Here is a 24,828-nt window from a genome sequence, read left to right on the forward strand (position 1 = left end):
CGAGGGCTTTCGTTCAGAGGGACTCAAATATCGCGCTCAGCCCGCTTCGGCGTTCCGTTCGGGTGGCGATCGCCTGCACCAGCACCCGTTCATCGGCATACAGAGACAGGCGCTGACGCGCGCGCGTAATGGCGGTATAGATCAGCTCGCGGGTAATGACGGGTGAAAGCTGCGTGGGCAGGATCAGCGCCGCATGGTTAAACTCGGAGCCCTGGGATTTATGCACCGTCATCGCCCAGGCGGTTTCATGCTCGGGCAAACGGCTGGGCTGGAAAGACTTCACGCTCCCGTCCGGCATCTGGAACCAGACGCGCAGGCCCTGGCCGCAGTCTAGCGCAATCCCGATATCCCCGTTAAACAACCCCAGCGCGCTGTCGTTGCGGGAGATCATCACCGGTCGCCCTTCATACCATCGCGAGTGCGGGGTACGGTTAATTTTGCGTTTTTGCGCCAGCAGCTGTTCCAGCCTGTCGTTCAGACCCCGGACACCAAACGGGCCTTCCCTCAGCGCACAGAGCAGCTGGTATTCACCAAACGCGGCAATGACCTGCTCCGGCGTACTTTGCTGTTGTACGCCCGCCAGAAAGTGCTGATACCCCTGCAGGGCGTCATCAAGCATCGCCTGATACTCTTCCCCGCTTTGCAGCGATTTTTTCTCAATATCCGTAAAGGTTCCGTCAAATACCGCCGCGGTGGTGCGCCGGTCGCCCCGGTTCACCGCTGCCGCAAGCTGGCCGATGCCGGAGTCGCTGCCGAAACGGTAGCTTTTTTGCAGCAGACACAGGCTGTCGCGCAGCGCCCCTGCAAGAGAATGGTTTTCAGAGGTGAGCGAACATCTGGTGAGACGGGCCAGCTCCTGAGCGCGCTCAGCTGTATATCCCAGGCTGGCATAGGTGCAGATATCCCCCAGCACGGCCCCGGCCTCTACGGAGGCAAGCTGGTCGCGATCGCCGAGGAAAATAACCCGCGCGTGCGGCGGGAGCGCATCAATCAAACGCGACATCATCGTCAGGTCAATCATCGACGCTTCATCCACCACCAGCACATCAAGGTGCAGCGGGTTACCGGCATGATAGCGCAAACGCTGGCTACCCGGCTGTGCGCCAAGCAAACGGTGCAGCGTGCTGGCTTCATTGGGGAAAAGCGCAAGCTGATCCCCGGTTAGCGGCAGTTTTTGCAGCGCGCCGCCTAACGATTCCGTCAAACGTGCCGCCGCTTTACCGGTGGGGGCCGCCAGGCGAATTCGGCACTTTTGCTCACCCGATAGCTGAATCAGCGCGGCAAGCAGTTTTGCCACGGTGGTCGTTTTCCCGGTGCCCGGGCCGCCAGAAATCACCGAGATCCGTCGCGTTAAGGCCACGGCTGCCGCCACTTTCTGCCAGTCTGTCTCGTCGTCAGAGGTAAACAGCGTATCCAGCGTTTGCCGGAGCCGTGCTTCATCGCAGGGAAGCGGGGCGTTGGTCTCGCTGAAAAAACGCGCAACCGTCAGTTCGTTACGCCACAGCCGGTTAAGATACAAACGTTCGCCGACAAGGATCATCGGCGTCCCGGTATCGGCTCCGCTCACGGCAGGCGAGCCGAGTAATATCTCCTGCCAGTCCACTGCGTCACCCAGCAGCGCGAAACACGCCCGTAAAGCCGGAGGCATCTTCTCATCCACCGCCAGACGCGACAGCGGCAGACACACGTGCCCCTCCCCCGCGTCTTTGCTCAGAATGGCGGCGGCAAGCATGACGGCAGGCTCCTCACCTGCCACCATCATGGCGAACTGCACATCCAGGTGGCGCAGTAATCGTTGTTCAACCGCGTCCAGCAGTAGTGCCTGCATCGTCATGCCACCTCCTCCGTGCTTGCAGCAAACAGGTTATCCATTTTTTCAATCAGTTCCGCAGCCGGACGCGTACTAAAGACGCCGGAACGCGGGTCGCTAGCATCCACTCCGCGCAGGAACAGGTAAATGACGCCGCCAAAATGCGCTTCGTAGCGGTAATCGGCCATGCGATGACGCAGGTAACGGTGCAGTGCCAGAGTGTAAAGCTGGTACTGCAGATCGTAGCGATGCATTTGCATGGCAGAGGCCATCGCGTCTTGCGTGTAGGCTTCGCTGCTTTCACCCAGCCAGTTCGATTTGTAATCCAGCAGGTAGTAGCGCCCTTCGTGGCGGAAAACCAGGTCGATAAAGCCTTTGAGCATCCCCTGTACCTGGCGGAAGTTCAGCGGCGGGCACCCGGCGGATAACGGATCGTACTCGCGGATCAGCGCATCAAGCGCCTCGGCTCTGAGCGGGCTGGCGATGGGGAGATAAAACTCCATCTCCACCTGCTTATCTTTGGCGGTCAACTGACTCAGCGAGATCCCCTGCGTTGTGAGCGGCGCGTGCAGTACAGCGCGGATCCAGTCGGTGAGAACCGGCTGCCACTGTGCGTCGTAGCCGCCGCTCTGTAACATTTTCAGCACCCACTCTTCGGAAACCGGCTGGGTAAAATCCAGCTCTTCAAACAGGCTGTGCAAAAACGTGCCCGGCGAAGCGCCGCGCGGGAACTGGTGCGGGGTAAGCACCGGCTCAACGGGTACGCTACCGGCTCCTGCGGCATCCACGTCCAGTTTTGGCATCAGATCCTGCGCAATGCTCTGCCCGTGCTGCTGTAAACCGGAGTAGCTGGTGACGCGCCAGTCGTCGGCAATGGTACGCACAACCTGGCGGGCATGGAGCGCTGACTCACGCAGCTCCGGCATCTGCCAGCGGCTAGTGTCGGGCTGCGACGGAATATGCAGGGCAACATGCTCTGTGCAAAGTGATTCGATGCACTGGCGCAGGCCCGCCGCGTCTTTGGGTTCGCCGTGCTGAATAAGCCGCCCCAGCGCGCTCAGATGAAAATCGCTCTCCCCGCTCTTTTCGCCCCGACGCCGGAAAAGCGGCGCAACGCCCAGGCTACAGTGCCAGACCGAACGGGTCAGCGCTACGTAGAGCAGGCGTAAATCTTCCGCCAGACGTTCAGCCTCTGCCAGCTCAACGCTGGACTCCGCGTTGCTGAGATCGAGCACCGCCTCAAAAGACTCGCGATCGTGGTAAAAGGCCTGATCCTGCACGCGGTAATTGGCAATAAACGGCAGCCAGACCAGCGGATATTCCAGGCCTTTCGATTTGTGAATGGTGACGATCTGCACCAGATGTTTATCGCTCTCAAGGCGCATCTGCTGGCTGGACGAATTGCTGTTCGGGTCGGCAATCTGCTGCGCCAGCCAGCGCACGAGGGCGTGCTCGCTCTCCAACTGCGTACCCGCCTCCTGCAGCAGCTCGCTGATGTGCAAAATATCGGTCAAACGGCGCTCGCCGCCCGCTGTCGCCAGCATATTCTCCGCAATGTGGCGCTGTGCCATGAGCTCGCGCACCATCGCCATCACGCCGCGCTTCTGCCATTTTTCGCGGTAGCGAACAAACTCTTCCACCACGGCATCCCACGCGGCTTCGTCATTGTTGAGCGCATCAATGTCACGCGCGTTCAGCCCGAGCATTGCGCTGGCCAGTGCGCTGCGCAGCGTGCTTTCCCGCTCTGGGGCCAGCACGGCCTGCAGCAGCCACAGCATCTCCTGCGCTTCCAGCGTTTCAAAGACGCTGTCGCGGTTCGAGAGATAGACGGAGGGGATATTCAGTAACGTCAGGGCGTCGCGGATGAGCGCGGCCTCCTGACGGCTGCGCACCAGTACCGTAATATCGGATGCCTTTACCGGGGCAGATTTATCCCCTTTCCACAGCAGCGCTTCACCGCGCGCGCCCGCACTGAGCCAGTCACGGATTTGCGCGGCACAGTGCTGGGCCATGGCATTTTGATAGTCGGCAACGCCGCAGCCTTCCCCGTCCAGCAGCCAGAAGTTCATGGCAGGCTGCGTCGCGCCGTTGAACTCGAAGCGCAACGAGGCATTTTTCTCGGCGAATTTTACCGGCTGAAACGGGATCTCCCTGAACATAAACGCCGTATCCATACGGCTGAAGAGTGCGTTGACGCTTTCCACCATGCCGGGAGAGGAGCGCCAGTTGGTGTCGAGCGTGTAGTGCGCGTCAACCTCGCTGCGGGCTTTCATGTAGGTGAAAATATCCGCACCGCGGAAGGCGTAAATGGCCTGTTTCGGATCGCCGATTAACAACAGCGCGGTGCCGGGCTGCTGGCGCCAGATACGGCGGAAAATGCGGTATTGCTGAGGGTCGGTATCCTGAAATTCGTCAATCATCGCCACCGGGAAACGGGTGCGAATCGCGGCGGCAAGCGCTTCGCCGTTCTCACTGCACAGCGCCGCATCGAGGCGGCTCAGCATATCGTCGAACCCCAGCTCACCCCGGCGGCGTTTTTCACGCGCGACGGCTTCGCGAATTTCGGTCATGGCGCGAGTGATTATCAGATCGTTGAGCGTTAAGGGCTCAGCCAGCAGGGTTTCAATCGCCACAAACAGGGGATGCTCAGGCACAATGCCGTCGGCTTTGGTCCGCTCAACCAGGAAACGTCGGGAAAATTTTTCCAGCGCGTCCGGGAGCTGATAGCCTCGCGTCTCTTCCTGCGCCCAGGCGCTGATCTTGTCGATCCATTTCCCCTGGTTGCCGCGGTTAAACTTGCGTCGGTCAATCCCGGAATTCTCGATGATTGCGTCAATCTCGCCAACGGACTCAATCCATTTTTGCTTGATGTCGGCAATCTGCGCGATGATTTTTTCATGCCGTGAGGCCAGGGTTTCATCCGCAGGCGGCGGGGATTTGATGACCGGCGCTTCCCCCTGCAGATAACGATCGATAGCGCGCAGCAGCGCCTCCGGGCCCTTCCACAACGCATGTACCGCTTCGGCGATATCGCGCGGTAACGGGTAGCAGTGGCGACGCCAGAAATCCGCGCAGGCCTGATAGCGAAGCACGGATTCATCTTCTATAAGCTGCTGTTCAAACAGCATGCCGGATTCAAACGCATTCAGGCTCAGCATGCGCTGGCAAAAACCGTGAATGGTAAAGACGGACGCTTCATCCATCTGCCGTTCGGCGAGGAGCAGCCACTGGGCTGCCTGTTGCTTATCGGCAATCTCTTCCAGCAGGCTCGCATAGAGAGGGTTATCCGTGCTCTGACGCAGACAGGCGATGCGCAGCTCGTGGATATTGGTACGAATACGGCCCCGCAGCTCAGCGGTGGCAGCTTCGGTGAAGGTAACCACCAGCAGCTCTTCCACGCTCAAAGGGCGTGGAAAAGCGGCGTTGCCGCCAAGCCCCAGCAGCAGACGCAGATAGAGGGCGGCAATGGTGAAGGTTTTTCCCGTTCCCGCTGAGGCTTCAATCAATCGTTCACCCTGCAGAGGTAAACGTAAGGGATCAAGGGACTCAGCGGTATCGGTCATTCTTTCTTACTCCAGGGCATAGATTGCTGCAGCGCGCTGACGCTCTTCCAGACTTTCCAGCCTTTCGGGTTCACGTACTCCGTTTTCCCGTTCTGGCTACCAGAAACCTGAGACAGGATGGTGATCCCCTGCGGCTTAATGACCGCCTGATGGAAGAAGTCGGCAACCTTCTGCGGCGTCAGCTGTTTTATCTCGGCCACTACTTTATCACGCGAATCAAATTTCAGATTACCGCGATCGAAATCTTTGCTCAGCTGCGAGGCTTCTTCGCCCAGCGTCTGCGGCGGCTGCATCACCTGTGCGATGACGGCCTGCTGGATCTGAGCAAACTCTTCCGGCTTCATGGCGCGCAGTTTTGCTTCCACCTGCGGGAAGAAGGCCTGGTAACGCTGCCAGAGATACGCCGGCTGTTTATCGCTGCTTTGCAGCAGGAAACCCAGCCCCCATTGACGGCCCACGTTCATCGAGAAAGCAAATACCGCATAGCCAAGCTGCTCTTCAGTGCGCAGCTGGTTATAGAACCAAGGCTGAATAATCTGTCCCAGAACGGCGCTCTGCGCGGAGCTGGCGAATTCATCATAGCCCGTTGGCACAAATACCGCGGCCAGCGCGGAATCCGTGCTGTTACCTGTCTTTTCAAAAATCACGTTCTGTTTTTTCTCAACCAGCACGTCCTGGTTGCGGCACCACTCGTCGCCTTTCGAACCGAGCTGAGTGCGCACATTCTCCGCCAGGGTTTTGGCCTGATCCTCACTCATGTTGCCGACGATCAGGAATTCCGGACGCGTGTTGGTTTTCAGCGCGTCACGGTAAGCCAGCACGTCTTTTAAGGTGATCGAAGGCAACAGCGCGCGGCGGTCTTCTCGCTGGAAATAAGGAACTTGCGACAGCATTTGCGCCGGCATAAGCGCCAGATCGTAAGCTTTACCCTTCTCCGCAGAATCCATCATCTGCGCATACCACGATTTGGCCTGCTCAAGCTGCTCTTCCGTCGGCGTGTAGCTGAAATATCCTTCCAGCAGCGCCTGGAACAGCTGAGGCAAACGCTGGGTATAGCCGTTTGCATTGAGCATCAAACCGTTGTTGGCGTTGGTGGAGAAACTGATGCCGCCCACGGCCGCCTGGTTGCTAAGCTGATCGAGCGCAATCCCGGCGAGATAGTCATTGAGCGCGAACATCACCTGATTTTTGGCGCTGTTCATCGCTTTCGGGTTACGCAGCACCACGCTGACATCGGCCTTTGGCTCGCTTGCGAAATAGCGGCTGGGGGTATACACCACGCGCAGCGTCGGCTCATCAATGATAAGCGCCGGGTGCGGGTAATCTTGAGTCGTTTTGGTCAGCGAGAAGTCATCCGGAATATAGGGGTTCAGCTCCGGCAGCTTCAACGCAATCTCCCCGGCCTTCTTCTGCCAGTCGGCGAAGGTCTGCGCGCTGATTTTATCCACCTGATAGGGGGCATCGACAAAATACGCCGTCTTGTTATGCGGTTCATTCGGGCTGATGTACCAGATGCGGGCATTCTCCGGCGTCATCATCGCCAGGCGGGTTTTTACCGCCTCGGCGTCATACCGGTCGGCAATATTCACCGCGTCGAGGGTGTGTTCCACCGGCACGCGGATCATAGTATCCGCCAGCCACTCTACGTAATCCATGTCGCGGGTAATGGACGGGTAACGGAAATCGAGATCCAGCACGTGGGCGAGTTCATCAAAATAGCGCTTATCGACGCCTTTTTCACGCAGTAGAGAGAGGTAGCTGAAGATCGCCGCCACCACTTCATCACGGTTTGCCAGCCCTTTGTCGGTCAGGGTGGCGGAGATCGCCAGCACACCGCTATTGCCGTTCACAACCGGATCGGAATCGGCGCGAATACCTTCCACCAGCCCCTGTTTTTGCAGCCAGTCAGAAAGCGTACCCGGGCTACGGTTACCTATCAGGTAGGTCACCAGCTCATCGGTTTTACTGCGAAACTGTGCGGTGTTGTTATCGATGCGGAATTCCACGCGCAGCACTTTGCGCGGCAGCGCCGGTACGTAGTGGATAACGATCCCTTTTTGCGCGTCCGTGACAACCGGTACGTCTATCTGCGGCAGATCGATATTTTTATTCGGCACCCGGCCAAACGTTTTAGCCGCCATGCCTGCCAGTTCTGGCAACGGTTTATTGCTGTAGATGACCGCTTTCATCAGGTTGGCAGAGTAGTATTTATCGCGAAACGCGTGCAGGGCATCAAGCACCGGGCTGTTCGGTTTGTCGCTTAACGTCTCCAGGTTACCGCCGGAGAAACGCGAACCCGGGTGCGCAGGGTTGATGGTTTCAGCGCTGACCTGGGCCATGCGCATACCGTCTCGCGTGCGGGCCATTGTCAGTTCGGCATTCACCGCATTGCGTTCACGATCGGCATATTTTTTATCCAGCAAGGGGGCGGCGATGGAATCAGCAAGGCGATCGACCGCGCCTTCCAGCGCATCATTTTCGACTTCAAGATAAAAGGCCGTGCGGTACGGTGCCGTGCTGGCATTGTGGCTGCCGCCATGCATTTTCAGAAATTCGGACAGGCTATCTGGCTGCGGGTATTTTTTTGACCCCATCAGCGTCATATGTTCCAGATAGTGTGCAAGCCCAGGATGAGCGTCAGGATCTTCCAGCGATCCAACCGGCACCACTAATGCCGAAAGGGATTTCACCGCCTGCGGATCGGAAACCAGCAGTACGGTCATGCCGTTATCAAGACGAATAGCCTGATATTGACGGGTATCTTTTTCGCTTTTACGAATAGTTTCCTGAACGGGTTGCCAACCGGAGTCTGCCTGAGTGACAGGTGCCCAGAGGGCGACAAACAAAACAAACGCTTTAAACAAGGTGCTGCCTGGCATTACGACCTCTTTATCACGGCTACATCATTAACACATTGCGTGCTGGACACGCCAACATCTCTTTATTGGGTACATCAGTCCGTGATAAGAAGTGCATCATAAATGAACACCCCATGCTGCGCAATTTTTATACAGCACTCAGGACTGATTAAATTTAAACAACGGCAGCAGGTAGCGCTGCGCCTCTTCCGTGATTGCCTCGAAGTACTCTGGCTCAAGGGTTCGCCATAAGCGCTGATACCACACATCTTCACCTTCGCCACGCACCATCATGTTACCTTCGTAGGCCTGCATGAATTTACTGCGTGCTTTCTGCAGCGAAGCCTCATCCGTTAACATCGCATCATTCTGCGCGTCATAACAGGCTTTTATCCACGCTCCGCCACTTTCCGGCAGTAACAGGAGCGGTTTGTTCATTCCCTGACGGTAGCCCTCAATGTACAAAGACAGATAGCGTAACGCCTGTTCAGACTCCATCGGCGGGAAGCGCCATTCGCCCTCTTTGCGCACGAAAATCCGGCTTTCACCTTTATGACCACCCGCACTGTAGACAAGATGTTCCAGCCAGAGTTGCACCCCCTGTGAAACGCTCAGCATAGAGGGCCGCCAGCGCAGCAGCCCGTCCGGCTGAACCTGAGTTAACCAGCCCGTGAGCTCTACGCCACTGCAGTTGAGATCGATTTCAATACTTTTGCCCGGCTGCCGACACGCTCTCACCCGCTCTGCCAGGGCGGTCATCTCCTGACACTGCGCCTCCCAGACAATTTCCCCGAACGCGCCATAGGGCAACTGCCCTGCAGCACGGTAGCGGCGGTAAAGTTTGTTAGCATCTTCCTCTTCAACCAGCGCATTCAGCAGCTGGAGGTTTAGCTGATAGCGCTCCAGCCCTTCCAGCGTAAAAGGCTCTGCATCCGGAATTTCGCTCTCTTCAGAACGGAAGTTGACCTGCAATCGTTGCTGGAAGAAGGCACGCACCGGATGCGCCCAAAACCGCTGAAGCTGTTCGAAGGTCAGGGTTTTAATGGGCAGCGGGTCAAGCGTCTGAATGAAATCCGTGTGCGCATTCCCCTCCTTTTTCGCGGCCGGTAGCCACTCCTGTGCATAGCTCTGGCGCTCGCTGGCCGTGTAGTTCACCGGGTCAAACGGCATGCGGCTGTGGAAACAGGTGATATGGGCTTTCACCCTCTGCTCGGTTTCATCGCAGTTGCGCTCTTCATCCCCCGGCAGATAGTGGCTCTGGCCGATATAGTCCACCAGCTCCTGCACCAGAACGGAGGGAAAACGCTCGCTGTTGTCCTGAATAGAACGGCCGATATAGCTGATATAGAGCTTATTCTGGGCAGAAATGAGCGCCTCAAGGAAGAGGTAGCGGTCATCATCACGGCGGCTACGATCGCCCCGTTTTGGATTTGCGCTCATCAAATCGAACCCCAACGGCGCCAGCGCGCGCGGATAAACGCCGTCGTTCATGCCAAGCAGGCAGACCACTTTAAACGGGATAGAACGCATTGGCATCAGGGTGCAGATATTGATGGGGCCAGCCAGGAAACGCTGGCTGATTCGCTCCTGATCGAGCCGCTGCGTCAGCTCATCCCTCAACAGCGACAGCGGGATGGCCTCCTGATAGTGGGAATTCACGCCTTCATCGATGATCGCCTGCCACTGCGTTTCAATCAGTGCCATTGCCGCTTCGGTGTCACTGTCTGGCAGGAAGAAATCATTAAGCAACGCCCTGCAAACCGGAAGCCACGCGTCAAGCGGACGCGGCTGCAGCAGCTCGTGTCGCCAGCGGTTAAGCTGCATCAGGAGTGACGCTAAATGCCCCACCAGCTCAGCAATTAACCCGCTGGACTCATCGTAAGGCAGCACCTCGTTCCACTCGCCCTGGCTGCTCTCCATGGCGTAGCCCAGCAGCATACGCGTCAGGCCAAATCGCCACGTGTGCTGCCCGGTTGGGGGGAGTTCGAATTCCTGAACATTATCGTCATCGATCCCCCAGCGAACGCCGGACTCATTCACCCACTGGCGAAGGTAGCGCAGACCCTCTTCATTGATGTTGAAGCGTGCAGCCAGCACGGGAACATCCAGTAACGCCAGGACATCTTCGGAGATAAAGCGGCTATCCGGCAGTGAAAGCAGAGTGATAAATGCCTGCAGTGCCGGATGCGACTGGCGGGCACGACGGTCCGAGATAGCGTAAGGCAGGTATCGCTCGCCCGTCGCACTGCCAAAGACGGCCTGAATAAAGGGACTGTAGCTATCGATATCCGCCACCATCACCACAATATCGCGTGGCGTCAGTTCGGGATCGTCCTGCAGCATCGCCAGCAGCTGGTCGTGAAGCACTTCGACCTCACGCTGTGGGCTATGGCAAACATGGATCGTAATGCTGCGATCGTCAGCGTCCAGCTTCCGCTTGCTGTCGCTACGTTCGAACTCGTTCGCCGTTACGCCCATCACGGCACGGTTTTCCAGATCCAGGATATCCAGCTGAATATGGTGAAGCAGGCTATCGGGGGTAATCTCGACAAAGGCATCCACGTCGCCTTCACCTGATGAAGTGATGTCTGAGAGCATGTGAATGTAGTCACGCCCCAGCTTCCCCCACGAGGCAAGCAGCGGATTGGGCAGGTTCTGGATACCGTCTTCATCAAAAAGCTGCCCGGCAGTCGAGCCGTCTTTAAACAGCGGGATGGAACGTTCTTCAAAAAGGCGCTTTCTTTGGCGAGTTACCAGCCGCGCAAGCCAACGTTCGTCGAGGATATCCCCCCAGTATTGTCGGCAAGGGTTGGTAAACAAAATATGGATATCAATATGCTTACCCAGCGCATGTAACGCCTTCAGGTAGACAGGGGGTAATGCGGATATCCCGCAGATAAAGACGCGTGACGGCAGTCGGGCCGGGCGCTCCGACGCATTTTCAAGTATCGAGATGAACCGATCGTAAAGATTGGCACGGTGCCACTTTGGCTGGCCAAGTTTCTCCGTATACGCTACCAGCGCTTTCCACAGCGGTGCCTGCCATATTTGCGCCTCCGGTAGCCCTTCAATCAACTCACCCGCTTCCCAACGAATTAACCAGTCAGAACGGTAAACAAGGTATTGGTCGTAGAGATCGGCGGTGCGCGACGCCAGCTGGAACAGCTTGCGCTTATCGGTATCGTCATTGAGGTAGTGGCGCAGCATGGCGAATTCATCGCGCTGCAGCATGTCCGGCAGCAGCGCCATCAGCTTCCAGCTCATGCTCTGCTTGTTGAAAGCGCTCTGCTCCGGGATGTCCGGCAACACGCGAACGAACATGTCCCAGATAAAGCTCGCGGGCAGCGGGAAATCAATATTCGCGGCTATGCCAAATTTACGGGAAAGCGACATTTGCAGCCACTGTGCCATACCGGTGCTCTGCACCAGCACCATTTCGGGCTCAAAAGGATCGTCAAGCCGCTCGCGCTCAACGATAAACTCCATCAGTGCTTCCAGCACGTCCAGACGATTTGAGTGGTAGACCCTTAACATAGACGCTCCCGACTACTGACTAACCGGGCAATGCAGACGCGTTATCTCACCGCGCCGCCCCAGAGGAGAAATAAGTGTAACCGTGATGCTGACACATCCTGCGTGCGTTGTCTGCCCCCGACTGGCCTGCCAGCCTGCGGGGAGAACATTTGTTGAGAGCTGAGACTGATTCCAGGCATGGTGCCAGAGCTGGCGATACTGGTTAAACACGCTAAACCGTGCCGCCAGCGCCCGGTGATAACCCGACAGAGCCGTCACGACCATCACCAGCAGCATCATCGCCAGCAGGACCTCCACCATGCTAAACCCTTTTTCTCTGCTCACGGCAGCTGACATAGCGCGTTCTCCTTAAGGGGACAAAAATCACTCCAGCCGTGAGGTGAAAAGCGAATTTTCCCGTCGACAATCTCTCCTGCTCGCCAGAGCAGCATGCCGCTGTCTCCGGCAATCAGCAGCACGCGCGCCTCACTCAGCTGGCGCAAACACACTCGCCACGCCGATGTCTTTTTGCACTGAACCTGTGGCTCTAACGACCAGCTCTGAACCCGCCCCCACTCAAGCGCGGACTGTACCGTCGCCTGCTGCTGAAGCGAGCGCCTCTCGCCGCCAACGAGCGCGCTAAACGTTGTGAGCTGCTGATTGAACCCCGTGAGGATCAGGGTACCGAGCACCAGCAAAAGCAGAACCAGTGCCAGGGAAGACATTCCGCGTTGACGATTCACAGGTTATACCCCGTAACCGTATAAGAAGCCTGCCAGGGCTCCCCTTGTCCGCCTTTACGCATCGCGGCCAGTTCGATAGTCACCTCTGGCGCAAAACCGGCATGCTCCACTTTCCTCACCACAAAATGCGCGATCGTAAGCCTGTCCGGGTCGGTGAGCTTTTCCCATCCTTTTCCTTCACACGACGTCGCTCCACGCTGGGTTTCCAGCGCGCCAGATTCCAGACGAAAACCGGTGCTGTCATTTTCTGATGCCGTGTTATCCCAGTTGCCGTTACTGTTGGCATCCCACCGCACGATGACGCAGCCTCCAGTCCTCGCGGTCACCAGCGCCTGTCCCTGACAGTTTCCCGCACAGTACCCCGCACGCTGAAGCTGCTTGCCCAGGGCAAACAGGTGTTGCCAGACCTCTTCCTCCAGCTCTCTCTGGTCGGATTGCAGTAAAACTACCCGCTGCAATCCGGGTAAAAAACGCGATGCGCTTATCAGCAAAAGGCTGCTTATCGCCGTGGCAATCAAAACTTCAGTCAGTGAGAAACCGCGCTGCCTCATCAACATGAACCGCCCTCCGAGACCTTACACATCCTGATGCGTCCTCCATTTGAGACAACAATCAGCCATGCTCCGGCACGGCTTTGAACGCGTATCCGCCCCGCCCATGCCGTATCCCTTAATCCATAGAACGCCAGCGACGGCGTGACCTCACTGACCTCGACCTCAGGCCAGAGCGGAATCAGCACAAAGGGACTGCCCTTATCACAGCCCTGCACGGCTGAGCTCGCCAGACAGTCCTGGTCTCCCACTCGCTGACGGGTAATTAGATGGTCGCGGTTGTGGCGGTTGGCATGGTTGCGCAAAAACAGCAGGTAATCTCGCACCTGGCTGGCGGTTTGCCACAGCCGCTGCTGCCGTTGCCAGCTGTCCCAGCCGTACAGTCCTGAGGCGCTGAGGATAACGACAAGAGAAACCGCGACCAGCGTTTCGATAAGCGTAAAACCGTTCTCTTTTTTCATACCGGAAGTGTGGCGAAGCGCCGTGAAGATGACGAGCGACGGATCCTCGTTTTACGAGGCGTTATCAGGAGAATTGGGAGAGTTGCAGCGCGTTGCACGCTTTGTGGATAGCGCTTCGGGAAACGAGATAAAGGCAAAAAAAAACCGGCGCTAAACAGCACCGGTTGTGTCACGCTTTATCGCATCAGATAGCGACAGGCGCTTTGATGCCAGGGTGCGGGTCGTAACCCTCAATCTCGAAATCATCAAAGCGGTAGTCGAAGATTGATGCCGGTTTGCGTTTGATAATCAGCTTCGGCAGCGCTCGCGGTTCGCGGGTCAGCTGGAGATGCGTCTGTTCCATATGGTTGCTGTAAAGATGGGTATCCCCACCGGTCCAGACAAAATCACCCACTTCGAGGTCGCACTGCTGCGCCATCATGTGGACTAACAGCGCATAGCTGGCAATGTTAAACGGCAGGCCGAGGAACACGTCACAAGAGCGCTGGTAGAGCTGACAGGAAAGCTTTCCATCCGCCACATAGAACTGGAAGAACGCGTGGCACGGTGCCAGCGCCATTTTATCCAGCTCCCCGACGTTCCAGGCGGAAACGATGATTCGGCGCGAGTCCGGATCGTTTTTCAGCTGGTTCATCACGGTCGTGATCTGGTCAATATGGCGGCCATCAGGCGTTGGCCATGCGCGCCACTGCTTGCCGTAAACCGGGCCCAGGTTGCCGTTTTCATCTGCCCACTCGTCCCAGATTGAGACGTTATTTTCGTGCAGATACGCAACGTTGGTATCGCCTTGCAGGAACCAGAGCAGTTCATGAATGATTGAGCGCAGGTGGCAGCGCTTTGTCGTCACCAGCGGGAAGCCTTCTTGCAGATTGAAGCGCATCTGGTGGCCAAAAATGGAGAGCGTACCGGTACCGGTGCGGTCGTTTTTCGGCGTGCCCTCATCGAGCACTTTTTTCATCAATTCAAGATACTGTTTCATGGTTCCTCAGGAAATTTGTTGCTGTGGACGGCGACGATACGCCCAAATCATCATAATGGCACCCGCGACAATCATCGGAATGGAGAGGATCTGCCCCATGCTGATGTACTGTACCCACTCGCCGGTAAACTGTGCATCTGGCTGACGGAAGAACTCGACGATAATACGGAATGCGCCGTAGCCGATCAGGAACAGGCCGGAGACAGCACCCATCGGACGCGGTTTGCGGATAAACAGGTTGAGGATGATAAACAGCACCACGCCTTCCAGCGCCAGCTCGTACAGCTGAGACATATGGCGCGGCAGCACGCCGTAGGTATCGAAAATGGACTGCCACTCCGGATGTGATGGCAGCAGCGCGATATCTTCTGCGCGAGAGCCCGGGAAGAGCATCGTATACGGCACGCTCGGGTCGACGCGGCCCCACAGCTCACCGTTGATAAAGTTGCCCAGACGGCCAGCGCCGAGACCAAACGGGATCAGCGGTGCGATAAAATCTGAAACCTGGAAGAAGTTGCGTTTGGTGCGTTTGGCAAAAATCACCATCACCAGGATCACCCCAATCAGGCCGCCGTGGAAGGACATGCCGCCGTCCCAGACGCGGAACAGATAGAGAGGATCATTCAGGAATACCGGGAAGTTATAGAACAGCACATACCCAATACGGCCACCGAGGAACACGCCGAGGAAGCCCGCATAAAGCAGGTTTTCAACTTCGTTTTTAGTCCAGCCGCTGCCCGGACGGCTGGCGCGACGACCAGCGAGCCACATGGCAAAAATGAAGCCCACCAGGTACATCAGACCGTACCAGTGAAGCGAAACAGGTCCTACTGAGAAAATGACCGGATCAAATTCCGGAAAATGCAGATAACCACTGTTCATCTGTCACCACAAAATGTTGTTATTCCGCTGAAAGTGGACAGCGGTAGAAATGCGATTCTGCTGTAAGCAGAGGCTCCAAAGTTGCGAATCATAGCATAAGGCGGGCGCGGAGGATGCGCCAGAGATGTAAAAGATGTGTATAGGGTTTTATGCGCGCTGGCGCCCTCACCCACAGGGAGAGGGCGAAAGACGATTAGCGGCCACCGCGGATCAGTCCACCCATACCGCGTCGTTCCATAAACGCCGCGACCTGATGACGAACCTCAGCTGCCAGCTGCGCGTCAAGGCTGCGTTCAGCCAGCTCGCGGGCATCATTGATGTCGATATGCCGCAGCAGGTACTTCACGCGGGCGACGGCGCGACCGTTCATCGACAGATGGCGGAATCCCAGACCAATCAGGATCGCAACGCACATTGAATCCCCCGCCATTTCGCCGCACAGGCGTAAATCAATGCCGTACTGCTCCGCTTCTCGGGCAATCATCGCTAAGGCGCGAATGATCGCCGGATGCAGGCTGTCGTAGATACTGGCGACACGGGTATTGTTACGGTCGACGGCCAGGATATATTGCGTCAGGTCGTTCGTGCCGACAGAGATAAAATCAACACGGTTTGCCAGCTGAGGCAGCATAAAGACCATTGACGGCACTTCAAGCATCACCCCGATACGTGGTTTCGGGATCGCGTAGCCGATCATCTCTTCCACTTCACGGCCGGCACGTTCGATCAGTCGCCGGGACTCGTCGATCTCATCAATGCTGGTGACCATCGGCAGTAAGATGCTGAGATTGCCCGTCGCCGCGTTGGCACGCAGCATCGCACGCACCTGGATCAGGAAGATCTCCGGCTGGTCGAGCGTAATGCGGATCCCACGCCAGCCCAGGCACGGGTTTTCTTCGCTGATCGGCATATAGGGCAGCTGTTTATCCGCCCCGACGTCCAGCGTTCGCAGGGTGACAGGTTTGTCGTTAAACATCTGCAGCATGCCCTGATACTGCGCCACCTGCTCCTCTTCGGAGGGGAAACCACTCTGCAGCATAAACGGGATTTCAGTACGGTACAGGCCAATACCGTCGATGCGGCTGCCAAGCTTTTCTTCGTGCTCGGGACTTAAACCGGCGTTGAGCATGACTTTGATCCGCTCACCGCTCTTCAGCTGTGCGGGGAGGTTAACGTCATCTTCCGCCAGCTTGCTTAATTCATTCTCTTCGCTGATAAGACGCTGGTATTCCTGGAGCAGAACCGGCTCAGGATCGACCAGCAGCTCACCGCGATAGCCGTCAACCACCAGCGTACGGCGGTGCAGTACCGACGGCTGGATATCCGCGCCCATAACGGTTGGAATACCCAGCGCGCGCACCATAATGGCGGCGTGTGAGTTGGCGGCACCATCGCGCACCACCACACCGGCCAGCCGGTCCTGAGGCAACTCAGCCAGCGTCGTTGCCGAGAGTTCATCGGCGACCAGAACAAACCGTTTTGGCCAGGCATTCGGCCCCTGAATGGTGTCATCGAGATGGAACAGCAGGCGCTGTCCCAGGGCGCGGAGATCGCCAGCCCGCTCTTTCAGGTAACCGTCGGTCAGTGCCGCAAATTGATCGGCAAATTTTTCGATGACCTTCTTAACCGCCCATTCCGCGACCGAGCCTTTGTCCACTTCCGCAAAAAGCTCACGACGCAGACGCGCATCGGAGAGCAGGTGCGAATAGAGGTCGAAGATGGCCGCCGTCTCTTTTTGTGCGCCTGCGGCAAAGCGCTTGCTGTAACGACGAAATTCATTCGCCGCCTCTTCCAGCGCGGCGGTAAGACGCTCGCGCTCAAGCGCTTCATCAAGCGTTGAGGCTTCGTAAACCTGCTCCATTAGCGGCAGGGTGGCGTCCATCCAGCCTTCCGCTATCGCCACGCCTGGCGATGCAGGAAGAGCGCGAATGCGCGTATGGCGATACTGACCAAAAAGCGCGGCAAGCTGAGACTGGGAGAGGATCGCCGCCATCTGCGTGGCCAGCGTGACGAGGAAAGACTCTTCGCTTTCATCGTACTGACGTAGCTCGCGCTGCTGGACGACCAGCACGCCGAGCAGCTGGCGGCGCTGGATAATCGGCACGCCAAGGAAAGCGCGGAAGCGCTCTTCTTTTACGGAAGGGATGTATTTAAAGCTGGGGTGTTTTTGCGCGTCAGCAAGGTTGATGGGTTCCGCCAGCCGACCAACCAGACCGACGATACCTTCATCAAAGGCGAGCGTTACGGTGCGTCCACGTGGTTTTTTCAAACCACGGGTCGCCATCAGGTAATAGCAGCGCCGATCGTGGTCGGCCAGATACACCGAACAGACCTCGGTCTCCATCGCAAGACAGATGTCAGTGACCAGAATATTCAGCGCCTCATTCAGACGCGGAGCACTGGCCACCTTCTCGACTATTTCTCGCAAGCGGGTGAGCATGATTTGCGTAGCTTAACCTCTTTTACGTCGCCATGCAGGTGCGCTCTGCGGCTTAGGCGGGATCTCCTGAAGCTGCATTACCACACTTGCAAACTCTTTCATCACCCTACGGTAAACATCGCGTTTAAATGACACGACCTGACGAACAGGATACCAATAGCTCACCCAGCGCCAGCCATCGAACTCCGGCGTACTGCTGGTTTGCATATTGATGTCTGAATCGTTGCCCACCAACTGCAACAGAAACCACTTCTGTTTCTGGCCGATACAAACCGGCTTTGTGTCCCAACGCACCAAACGTTTCGGTAACTTGTAACGCAACCAGTTGCGGGTCGAAGCCAGGATGCGAACATCTTTTCGGCTTAAACCGACCTCTTCAAAAAGCTCCCGGTACATCGCTTGTTCTGGGGACTCTCCCGGATTGATCCCGCCTTGCGGGAACTGCCAGGAGTGCTGACCATATCGCCGGGCCCACATTACCTGGCCCTGACGATTACAAATTACTATTCCTACGTTCGGGCGGTAGCCATCGTCATCAATCACCGGACTACCCCAAACTAAACCTTATATATGAATGATTGTTTCACACTACAGGGAGGCGGTAAACCACTCTCTTACAGGGCTGCAACCTAATAACATTTGAATAACTCACAAATAAGTGCTGAGTTATAAACAGATGAGCGTCAGCGAAGGGAATTTTATTCACCTTTTCTGTGGATATAGTTGTGAAGAAGTGTCTGATTACCGATGAACAACCTGAAACACCGCCGAGTCCCCTCTTTTACCTGAATTCAATAATGCACTTATTTTCATATAGTTAAATGTATATCCATGAACACAAAACAGAATAGCGTGACGATCGTCACATCAGGGTTCGTCGTGCTGATGAAAGATCGAACAGCGTCGGTTTTATCCACAGATTGTGCCAATAAGTTAGTCACAATTTGTTTGAAAATTCGATTTTCATCGCACGTCAAGGCTGTAAATTGAAACAGTAGTTAGGGTTATGCCCAGTTATCCCATTTTTCTGTGGATAACATGGTGTAAGATCCTGTTCATTGTCAGTGACCAGATTTGAACAACCGGTTTTCTGATTCAGGTGAAACGATTTCAAACCAATAAAAAAACCTATAAATCATAGACATGGAATATTGGTACAGAAATAGTTAAACTCTATCCACAGGGGACAATTTCTTCGTTTATTTTTTAATCAAAAGGTTACCTTCATGCATCCGCTTACACCCTTGCTCTCACCGCCGTCCAGCGAAGGCCAGTTGCTACAGCAGGCACAGCGTCTGGCAGGCTTTTCGCTTGGCGAACTGGCGGCAATGGCAGGGCTTCAGATCCCGAAGGATCTGAAGAGGGATAAAGGCTGGATCGGCATGCTGCTTGAACTGTGGCTGGGCGCCAGCGCAGGGAGCAAACCCGAGCAGGATTTTGCAGCGCTTGGCGTGGAGTTAAAAACCATCCCTGTAGACCGCCAGGGCAAGCCCCTTGAGACCACCTTCGTCTGCGTTGCGCCATTAACCGGCAACACCGGCGTGACGTGGGAAACCAGCCACGTTCGCCACAAGCTGAAGCGCGTGCTGTGGGTACCTGTTGAAGGTGAGCGTCAGATCCCCCTGGCTGAGCGTCGCGTTGGCGCACCGCTGCTCTGGAGCCCGAACGACGAAGAAGAGCATCAGCTGCGGCTGGACTGGGAGGAGCTGATGGACATGATTGTGCTTGGGCAGGTAGAGCGCATCACCGCCCGACACGGAGAAGTATTACAACTGCGCCCGAAAGCGGCCAACAGTAAAGCGCTTACCGAGGCAATCGGCGCGCAGGGCGAGCCGATACTGACGTTGCCGCGCGGTTTTTATCTCAAAAAGAATTTTACCGGCGCACTCCTGGCACGTCATTTCCTCTTAAAAACATAGTTTTTTACTTATTTTGCGAGCTCTCAAACATAATCGACTGCTTTTTAAGATTTTACCGCTTCCTCAAGTCGCCATATCGGGTTAATACTAGATTATGATTTGATACGCGCCAGATGAGGACGATAACGATGAAAAAATGGGCAGTGTTAGTTTCAGCAGTCGGTTTAGCGTTTGCCGTATCGGGCTGTAGCAGCGATTACGTTATGGCGACAAAAGACGGTCGAATGATCCTGACCGACGGCAAACCCGAAGTCGACGATGATACCGGTCTGGTCAGCTACCGCGACCAGGAAGGCAATAAAATGCAGATCAATCGCGACGAAGTGTCGCAAATTATCGAGCGATAAACAGAGAGAGGTCAGTCGCTTGCTGGCCTTTTTGATTTTTTTCTTCCCCTTTTGCTTCCCCTCTGCCATGTTTATATTCCTTTGTCGGGCACGCCCTGACGCGGTCTATAAGTCTACTGAGGAAGCCGGCTATGCATTATCACCGTATCCCCCACAGCGCTCTGGAAATTAGCCAACTGGGGTTGGGCACGATGACATTTGGTGAACAAAACAGCGAAGCCGATGCCCATGCACAACTCGATTACGCCGTCAGCCAGGGGATTAACCTGATTGATGTCGCGGAGATGTACCCTGTTCCTCCCCGTCCGGAAACGCAGGGACTCACCGAAACCTACGTCGGTAACTGGCTGGCAAAACACGGCAACCGCGAAAAGCTGGTGATTGCCTCAAAAGTCAGTGGCCCCGCGCGCAACAACGATACCGGGATCCGCCCGAATCAGATCCTCGATCGCAAGAATATCCGCGCCGCACTGGACGCCAGCCTGAAGCGCCTGCAAACCGACTACCTCGACCTGTATCAGGTGCACTGGCCGCAGCGGCCAACCAACTGCTTTGGTAAGCTCGGGTACAGCTGGAATGAGAGCGCCCCCGCCGTAACGCTGCTGGAAACGCTGGAAGCGCTGACCGAGTGCCAGCGCGCGGGAAAAATCCGCTACATTGGCGTCTCTAACGAAACGGCCTTTGGCGTAATGCGCTATCTGCACCTTGCCGATAAACACGATCTGCCGCGTATCGTCACCATCCAGAACCCGTACAGCCTGCTTAACCGTAGCTATGAGGTGGGTCTGGCCGAAGTGACGCAATATGAAGAAGTGGAACTGCTCGCCTATTCCTGTCTCGGCTTCGGCACTCTGACGGGGAAATACCTGAACGGCGCGAAGCCGGCCGGGGCGCGAAATACTCTCTTTAGCCGCTTTACCCGCTACAGCGGCGAGCAGACGCAAAAAGCCGTTGCAGCCTATGTGGACATCGCAAAGCGTCACGGCCTTGACCCTGCGCAGATGGCGCTGGCCTTCGTGCGTCGTCAGCCGTTTGTTGCCAGCACCCTGCTGGGCGCGACCACGATGGAACAGTTGAAAACCAATATTGAGAGTTTCCACCTGAACCTGAGTGAAGAGGTGTTAGCGGAGATTGAAGCGGTGCATCAGGTTTATACGTACCCTGCGCCGTAACCTGATGCTTTTGCCCGGTGGCGCTGCGCTTACCGGGCCTACAGGTGCGCAAACGTAGGCCGGGTAAGGCGAAGCCGCCACCCGGCTATATATATCAACGCCGACGCTGCCAGATCCACAATCCCGCAATCGCCAGCGCGAACAGCCCACCAAACCCGACGCCAATCCCCACCACCGGCACGCCAACTTTCACCGCCAGCGAGTAGAGCCCCAGCATTAGCAGCATCGCCAGGTTTTCGCCCAGGTTTTGTACGGCGACAGCATTCCCCGCCCCGACGGTCTGCTTGCCACGCTCCTGCAGCAACGCGTTCAGCGGCACCACGAAGAAACCGCCCAGAATACCAATCAGGATGAGGAGGACATACGCAGGCAATAACGCATGTTGCAGCGAGAAAATCAGCACCACAACGCCAATCAGGATCCCTGCGGGCATGCAGCGTGCTACCGTCTCGAGCGTCACCAGCTTCGCCGCCGCGCCTGCCCCCATCACAATGCCGATAGCCACCATCGCATTCAGATAGGTCGGCGTCGCGTTGTCAGTAATCCCCAGCGCCACGGGCACCCACAGCACCAGCAGGAAGCGCAGCGTGACGCCCGCGCCCCAGAACATACTGGTTCCCATCAGTGAGAAACGCGTTTCTCCGTTACGCCACAGCACGCGACAGGCGGTAAAGAAACTGCCGGTCATCGGTTTAAAGCGCCAGGATTGCCCCGGGCGAGCCACAGGCAGTTTGGGAATAAAAAGGTTCGCCACGACCGCGCCGCCATACACCGCCGCGCATACGCCCAGTGCCGCCAGCACATGCCAGTCCGCCAGCACGCCTCCCGCCACAGAGCCGAGCAGGATAGCGGCAATGGTTGACGACTCCATCAGGCCGTTGGCTTTCACCAGCTTATCGCCCGTAGTCAGCTCGCCGAGAATGCCATACTTCGCCGGGGAGTAAGCGGCGGCACCAATGCCCACCAGCGTGTAGCCAATAAACGGATTAAAGCCAAAACAAATGCTGGCGGCACCCAGCAGCTTGAGACCGTTGGCAAACATCATCACCCGGCCTTTAGGGAAGCTGTCTGCCACCTGCCCGACGAACGGTGCAAAGATAATGTAAGCGCCCACAAACACCATCTGCAGGATCGGCTGGCTCCAGTCGGGGTAAAATTCGGCTTTCAGCAGCGCCAGAGTGGCAAACAGCAGCGCGTTATCACCAAACGCAGAGAGAAACTGTGCGGCGATAACGGCCATCATGCCTTTCGATCTGAGCGATGTGTTAGTGTGTACTGACTCACGCATTTTGCTGTTCCGCCTCTTCAACCATGCCTTTCAGGGTCACGAAATCGGGCTTCCCGCTCCCCAGCACCGGGAGCTGCTTCAGGAAGCGAATATCGCGCGGCACTGCCAGTTCAGGGATACCGTGTTCACGCGCATAGCTCAGTAACCTGTCGCGCTTAAGCTCGCCGTCGGTCGTAAACAGCACCAGCGCCTCGCCTTTGCTGGCATCGCTCTTCACCACCGTCGCATGCATCTTATCTGCGGACACGGCCGTCGCCAGCTGCTCAACCATTTCCAGAGAGACCATTTCACCGGCGATTTTGGCGAAGCGTTTCGCACGTCCCTGAATCTGAACAAAGCCTTGTTCATCAAAACGGACAATATCACCGGTGTCGTACCAGCCGGTTTCAATCTCGCCGTTGACGTTTTCCGCCGTCGGGACCTCCAGCACGCCTGGGTTTTCCACGCGCAGATAACCGTTCATCACGTTTGGCCCTTTCAGCTGCAGACGGCCACCGTCCTCAATGCCCGGCACGGCCAGCAGACGCGCATCCATTCCCGGCAGAATTCGGCCCACCGTACCCGGCTTCGCCGCCATCGGTACGTTAATCGAGACCACGGGAGCACACTCGGTCACGCCATAGCCTTCGAGAATGCGCAGGCCGAACTTGTCCTGCCAGATCTGACGCGTGCTCTCCTGCAGTTTTTCCGCACCGGCCACCACATACCGCACGCGATAGAAGTCATACGGATTGGCGAAACGCGCGTAGTTGCCGAGGAACGTTGAGGTGCCGAACAGGACGGTGCAGTTACGGTCATACACCAGCTCCGGCACAATGCGGTAATGCAGCGGGCTTGGATAGAGGAACACTTCTGCGCCGGTCAGCAGCGGCGTAAACAGCCCCACCGTCAGGCCAAAGGAGTGGAACAGCGGCAGCGCAGACATAAAACGGTCATCCGCGGTAAAGTCGGCGATGCTTTTAATCTGCTCAACGTTCGCCAGAATGCTCTTGTGGCTGTGGACGACGCCTTTTGGGTTGCCCTCCGATCCCGACGTGAAGAGGATAATCGCGTCATCTTCCGGCTGCTGTTTGACCTGGGCCAGACGCGGCATCAGCAGGTGAGCAAAAATCCACAGCTTGTCGCCGGTGGTGACGTCCGCTTTCAGATCCTCCAGGAAGACCCAGCGCACCTGGGTGAGCTGCTCGGGAAGATGCCAGAGCTTGCCTTTGTCCAGGAACTGACGAGAGGTAAAGACGGTATTAATCTGGGCCGCGGTGATGGCGCTGGTCAGCCCTTTCACGCCCGCCGTGTAGTTCATCATGGCCGGGATGCGCCCCCGGGAAACCGCACCAAAAATCACCGCCGCGCTGATGCCCGCGTTAGGCAGCATCAGGCCAATTTTCTCGCCCTTTTTGCTGTACTTCTCAAGAATGCGGCCCACAAACAGGGTCTTGGTCAGCAGTTTACGATACGTATCCGGGGTAAAGTTGATGTCTTCGATGCAGTTTTTCTTCGCGCCATAGCGGTACTGCGCGGAAAGGAGAGATTCGTACAGCGTTTCGCGCGGACGCACGGCCATGCGCGCTTCCATCATAATCTGGTGCAGCATTTCTCCGGCGATTTTACGGCGATCGCGGGCACGCGGCGCGTCCGGCATCGGTAACGACGTTGGCGGCAGAATGTGCAGCGTGATTTTTGGGAACAGACGCTGCTTCACCCGCCCCTTCAGACGGCTGAAATGGCTCAGCTCTGCGCCTTCAATGCGCAGCGGCACCACGGTCGCTTTTGACTTCGCCGCGACAAACCCCGCGCCGTCGTAGATTTTCATCAGCGAACCGGTCACTGAAATACGCCCTTCCGGGAAAATGACCACCGGACGTCCCTGCTCGACCAGACGCACCAGATGTTTAATCATCATCGGCTTTGTCGGATCGAGCGGCACAAAATCAATCAGCGGCGTGAGCCAGCGCATGTACCACTGCTGGCTAATAGAGGTATAGACCGCAAACACCGGGCGCACGGGCAGAAACAGCGCCAGCAGGATGCCATCTATAAAGGAAACATGATTTGGTGTGATAAGAACGCGTTCGCCGCGAAGCGCCTGGGCATCGCCAGTGACGCGGATGCGAAAGAGAATACGGAATAGTGTACGGAAGAACCCAAATAGCATCTCAACTCCCTTTGCCAGCCAGTGTGGAGGGTTGATAGTAAATGGTGGCAGATTACACGAGAAGTGATACGGGAGCGACAGCAAAAGTGGAGGCGAAAAAAAACCTGCGCATCCGCGCAGGTTGGTGCAAGAGATGAGTACGAAACCGTA

The 24,828-nt window shown here is 56.7% G+C and carries 17 protein-coding genes; 3 read left to right on the forward strand and 14 right to left on the reverse strand.

The window, feature by feature from the left end:
- Positions 1 to 13 precede the first annotated feature (13 nt).
- The 12 genes from recD to rppH all read right to left on the reverse strand — a co-directional run bounded on the left by recD (position 14) and on the right by rppH (position 18,343).
- On the reverse strand, positions 14 to 1,834 hold the full coding sequence (gene recD, locus GVO84_RS18080; RefSeq protein WP_159514825.1) for an exodeoxyribonuclease V subunit alpha: 1,821 nt from the start codon (positions 1,832 to 1,834) through the stop codon (positions 14 to 16).
- Positions 1,831 to 5,373 (reverse strand): exodeoxyribonuclease V subunit beta, encoded by a 3,543-nt coding sequence (gene recB / locus GVO84_RS18085; RefSeq protein ID WP_159514826.1) that lies wholly within the window; start codon positions 5,371 to 5,373, stop codon positions 1,831 to 1,833. The genes recD and recB overlap by 4 nt, the downstream gene beginning before the upstream one ends.
- Positions 5,370 to 8,252: a pitrilysin gene (gene ptrA / locus GVO84_RS18090; RefSeq protein ID WP_159514827.1), complete on the reverse strand. Its 2,883-nt coding sequence runs from the start codon at positions 8,250 to 8,252 to the stop codon at positions 5,370 to 5,372. Before ptrA ends, recB begins: the two co-directional genes overlap by 4 nt.
- Before the next feature lie 138 nt (positions 8,253 to 8,390).
- Positions 8,391 to 11,765, reverse strand: a complete 3,375-nt coding sequence (gene recC / locus GVO84_RS18095) for an exodeoxyribonuclease V subunit gamma (protein WP_159514828.1) — start codon at positions 11,763 to 11,765, stop codon at positions 8,391 to 8,393.
- A gap of 12 nt (positions 11,766 to 11,777) precedes the next feature.
- Positions 11,778 to 12,101, reverse strand: coding sequence for a prepilin-type N-terminal cleavage/methylation domain-containing protein (locus tag GVO84_RS18100; protein WP_159514829.1), 324 nt, complete (start codon positions 12,099 to 12,101; stop codon positions 11,778 to 11,780).
- Entirely contained in the window at positions 12,086 to 12,487 is a 402-nt protein-coding gene (locus GVO84_RS18105) for a DUF2509 family protein (protein ID WP_159514830.1), read from the reverse strand. Before GVO84_RS18105 ends, GVO84_RS18100 begins: the two co-directional genes overlap by 16 nt.
- Positions 12,484 to 13,044 carry a prepilin peptidase-dependent protein gene (locus GVO84_RS18110; RefSeq protein WP_159514831.1) on the reverse strand — a complete coding sequence of 187 codons (561 nt, stop codon included), beginning with the start codon at positions 13,042 to 13,044 and terminating at the stop codon, positions 12,484 to 12,486. The genes GVO84_RS18105 and GVO84_RS18110 overlap by 4 nt, the downstream gene beginning before the upstream one ends.
- Positions 13,038 to 13,499: a prepilin peptidase-dependent protein gene (locus tag GVO84_RS18115; RefSeq protein ID WP_121424567.1), complete on the reverse strand. Its 462-nt coding sequence runs from the start codon at positions 13,497 to 13,499 to the stop codon at positions 13,038 to 13,040. The genes GVO84_RS18110 and GVO84_RS18115 overlap by 7 nt, the downstream gene beginning before the upstream one ends.
- 184 nt (positions 13,500 to 13,683) lie before the next feature.
- A complete protein-coding gene (gene thyA / locus GVO84_RS18120; RefSeq protein WP_014885081.1) occupies positions 13,684 to 14,478 on the reverse strand; it encodes a thymidylate synthase in 795 nt (264 codons plus the stop codon).
- Between the two features lie 6 nt (positions 14,479 to 14,484).
- Positions 14,485 to 15,360: a prolipoprotein diacylglyceryl transferase gene (gene lgt / locus GVO84_RS18125; RefSeq protein WP_023309046.1), complete on the reverse strand. Its 876-nt coding sequence runs from the start codon at positions 15,358 to 15,360 to the stop codon at positions 14,485 to 14,487.
- 193 nt (positions 15,361 to 15,553) lie between these two features.
- Positions 15,554 to 17,800 carry a phosphoenolpyruvate--protein phosphotransferase gene (ptsP, locus tag GVO84_RS18130; RefSeq protein WP_159514832.1) on the reverse strand — a complete coding sequence of 749 codons (2,247 nt, stop codon included), beginning with the start codon at positions 17,798 to 17,800 and terminating at the stop codon, positions 15,554 to 15,556.
- A 12-nt stretch (positions 17,801 to 17,812) separates the two neighbouring features.
- Positions 17,813 to 18,343, reverse strand: a complete 531-nt coding sequence (gene rppH / locus GVO84_RS18135; protein ID WP_013098553.1) for an RNA pyrophosphohydrolase — start codon at positions 18,341 to 18,343, stop codon at positions 17,813 to 17,815.
- Positions 18,344 to 19,026: 683 nt separating this feature from the next.
- Between rppH and mutH the strand changes: the two genes are divergently transcribed.
- The 3 genes from mutH (at position 19,027) to GVO84_RS18150 (ending at position 21,238) form a co-directional block, all read left to right on the forward strand.
- Entirely contained in the window at positions 19,027 to 19,719 is a 693-nt protein-coding gene (gene mutH, locus GVO84_RS18140) for a DNA mismatch repair endonuclease MutH (RefSeq protein WP_159514833.1), read from the forward strand.
- A gap of 128 nt (positions 19,720 to 19,847) precedes the next feature.
- On the forward strand, positions 19,848 to 20,066 hold the full coding sequence (locus GVO84_RS18145) for a YgdI/YgdR family lipoprotein (protein ID WP_008499668.1): 219 nt from the start codon (positions 19,848 to 19,850) through the stop codon (positions 20,064 to 20,066).
- A gap of 131 nt (positions 20,067 to 20,197) precedes the next feature.
- Complete coding sequence (locus GVO84_RS18150) at positions 20,198 to 21,238, forward strand: NADP(H)-dependent aldo-keto reductase (RefSeq protein ID WP_038417288.1); 1,041 nt, start codon at positions 20,198 to 20,200, stop codon at positions 21,236 to 21,238.
- A 94-nt stretch (positions 21,239 to 21,332) separates the two neighbouring features.
- Here GVO84_RS18150 and lplT read toward each other — a convergent pair whose 3' ends face one another.
- Entirely contained in the window at positions 21,333 to 22,526 is a 1,194-nt protein-coding gene (gene lplT, locus GVO84_RS18155) for a lysophospholipid transporter LplT (protein ID WP_159514834.1), read from the reverse strand.
- The gene (gene aas / locus GVO84_RS18160; protein ID WP_159514835.1) at positions 22,519 to 24,678 is read right to left on the reverse strand and encodes a bifunctional acyl-ACP--phospholipid O-acyltransferase/long-chain-fatty-acid--ACP ligase; all 2,160 of its coding nucleotides are present in this window, start codon (positions 24,676 to 24,678) and stop codon (positions 22,519 to 22,521) included. The genes lplT and aas overlap by 8 nt, the downstream gene beginning before the upstream one ends.
- Between the last annotated feature and the right edge of the window lie 150 nt (positions 24,679 to 24,828).

The sequence above is a fragment of the Enterobacter sp. SM3 genome, assembly GCF_009811935.2.
Taxonomy (GTDB): Bacteria; Pseudomonadota; Gammaproteobacteria; order Enterobacterales; family Enterobacteriaceae; genus Enterobacter; species Enterobacter asburiae_D.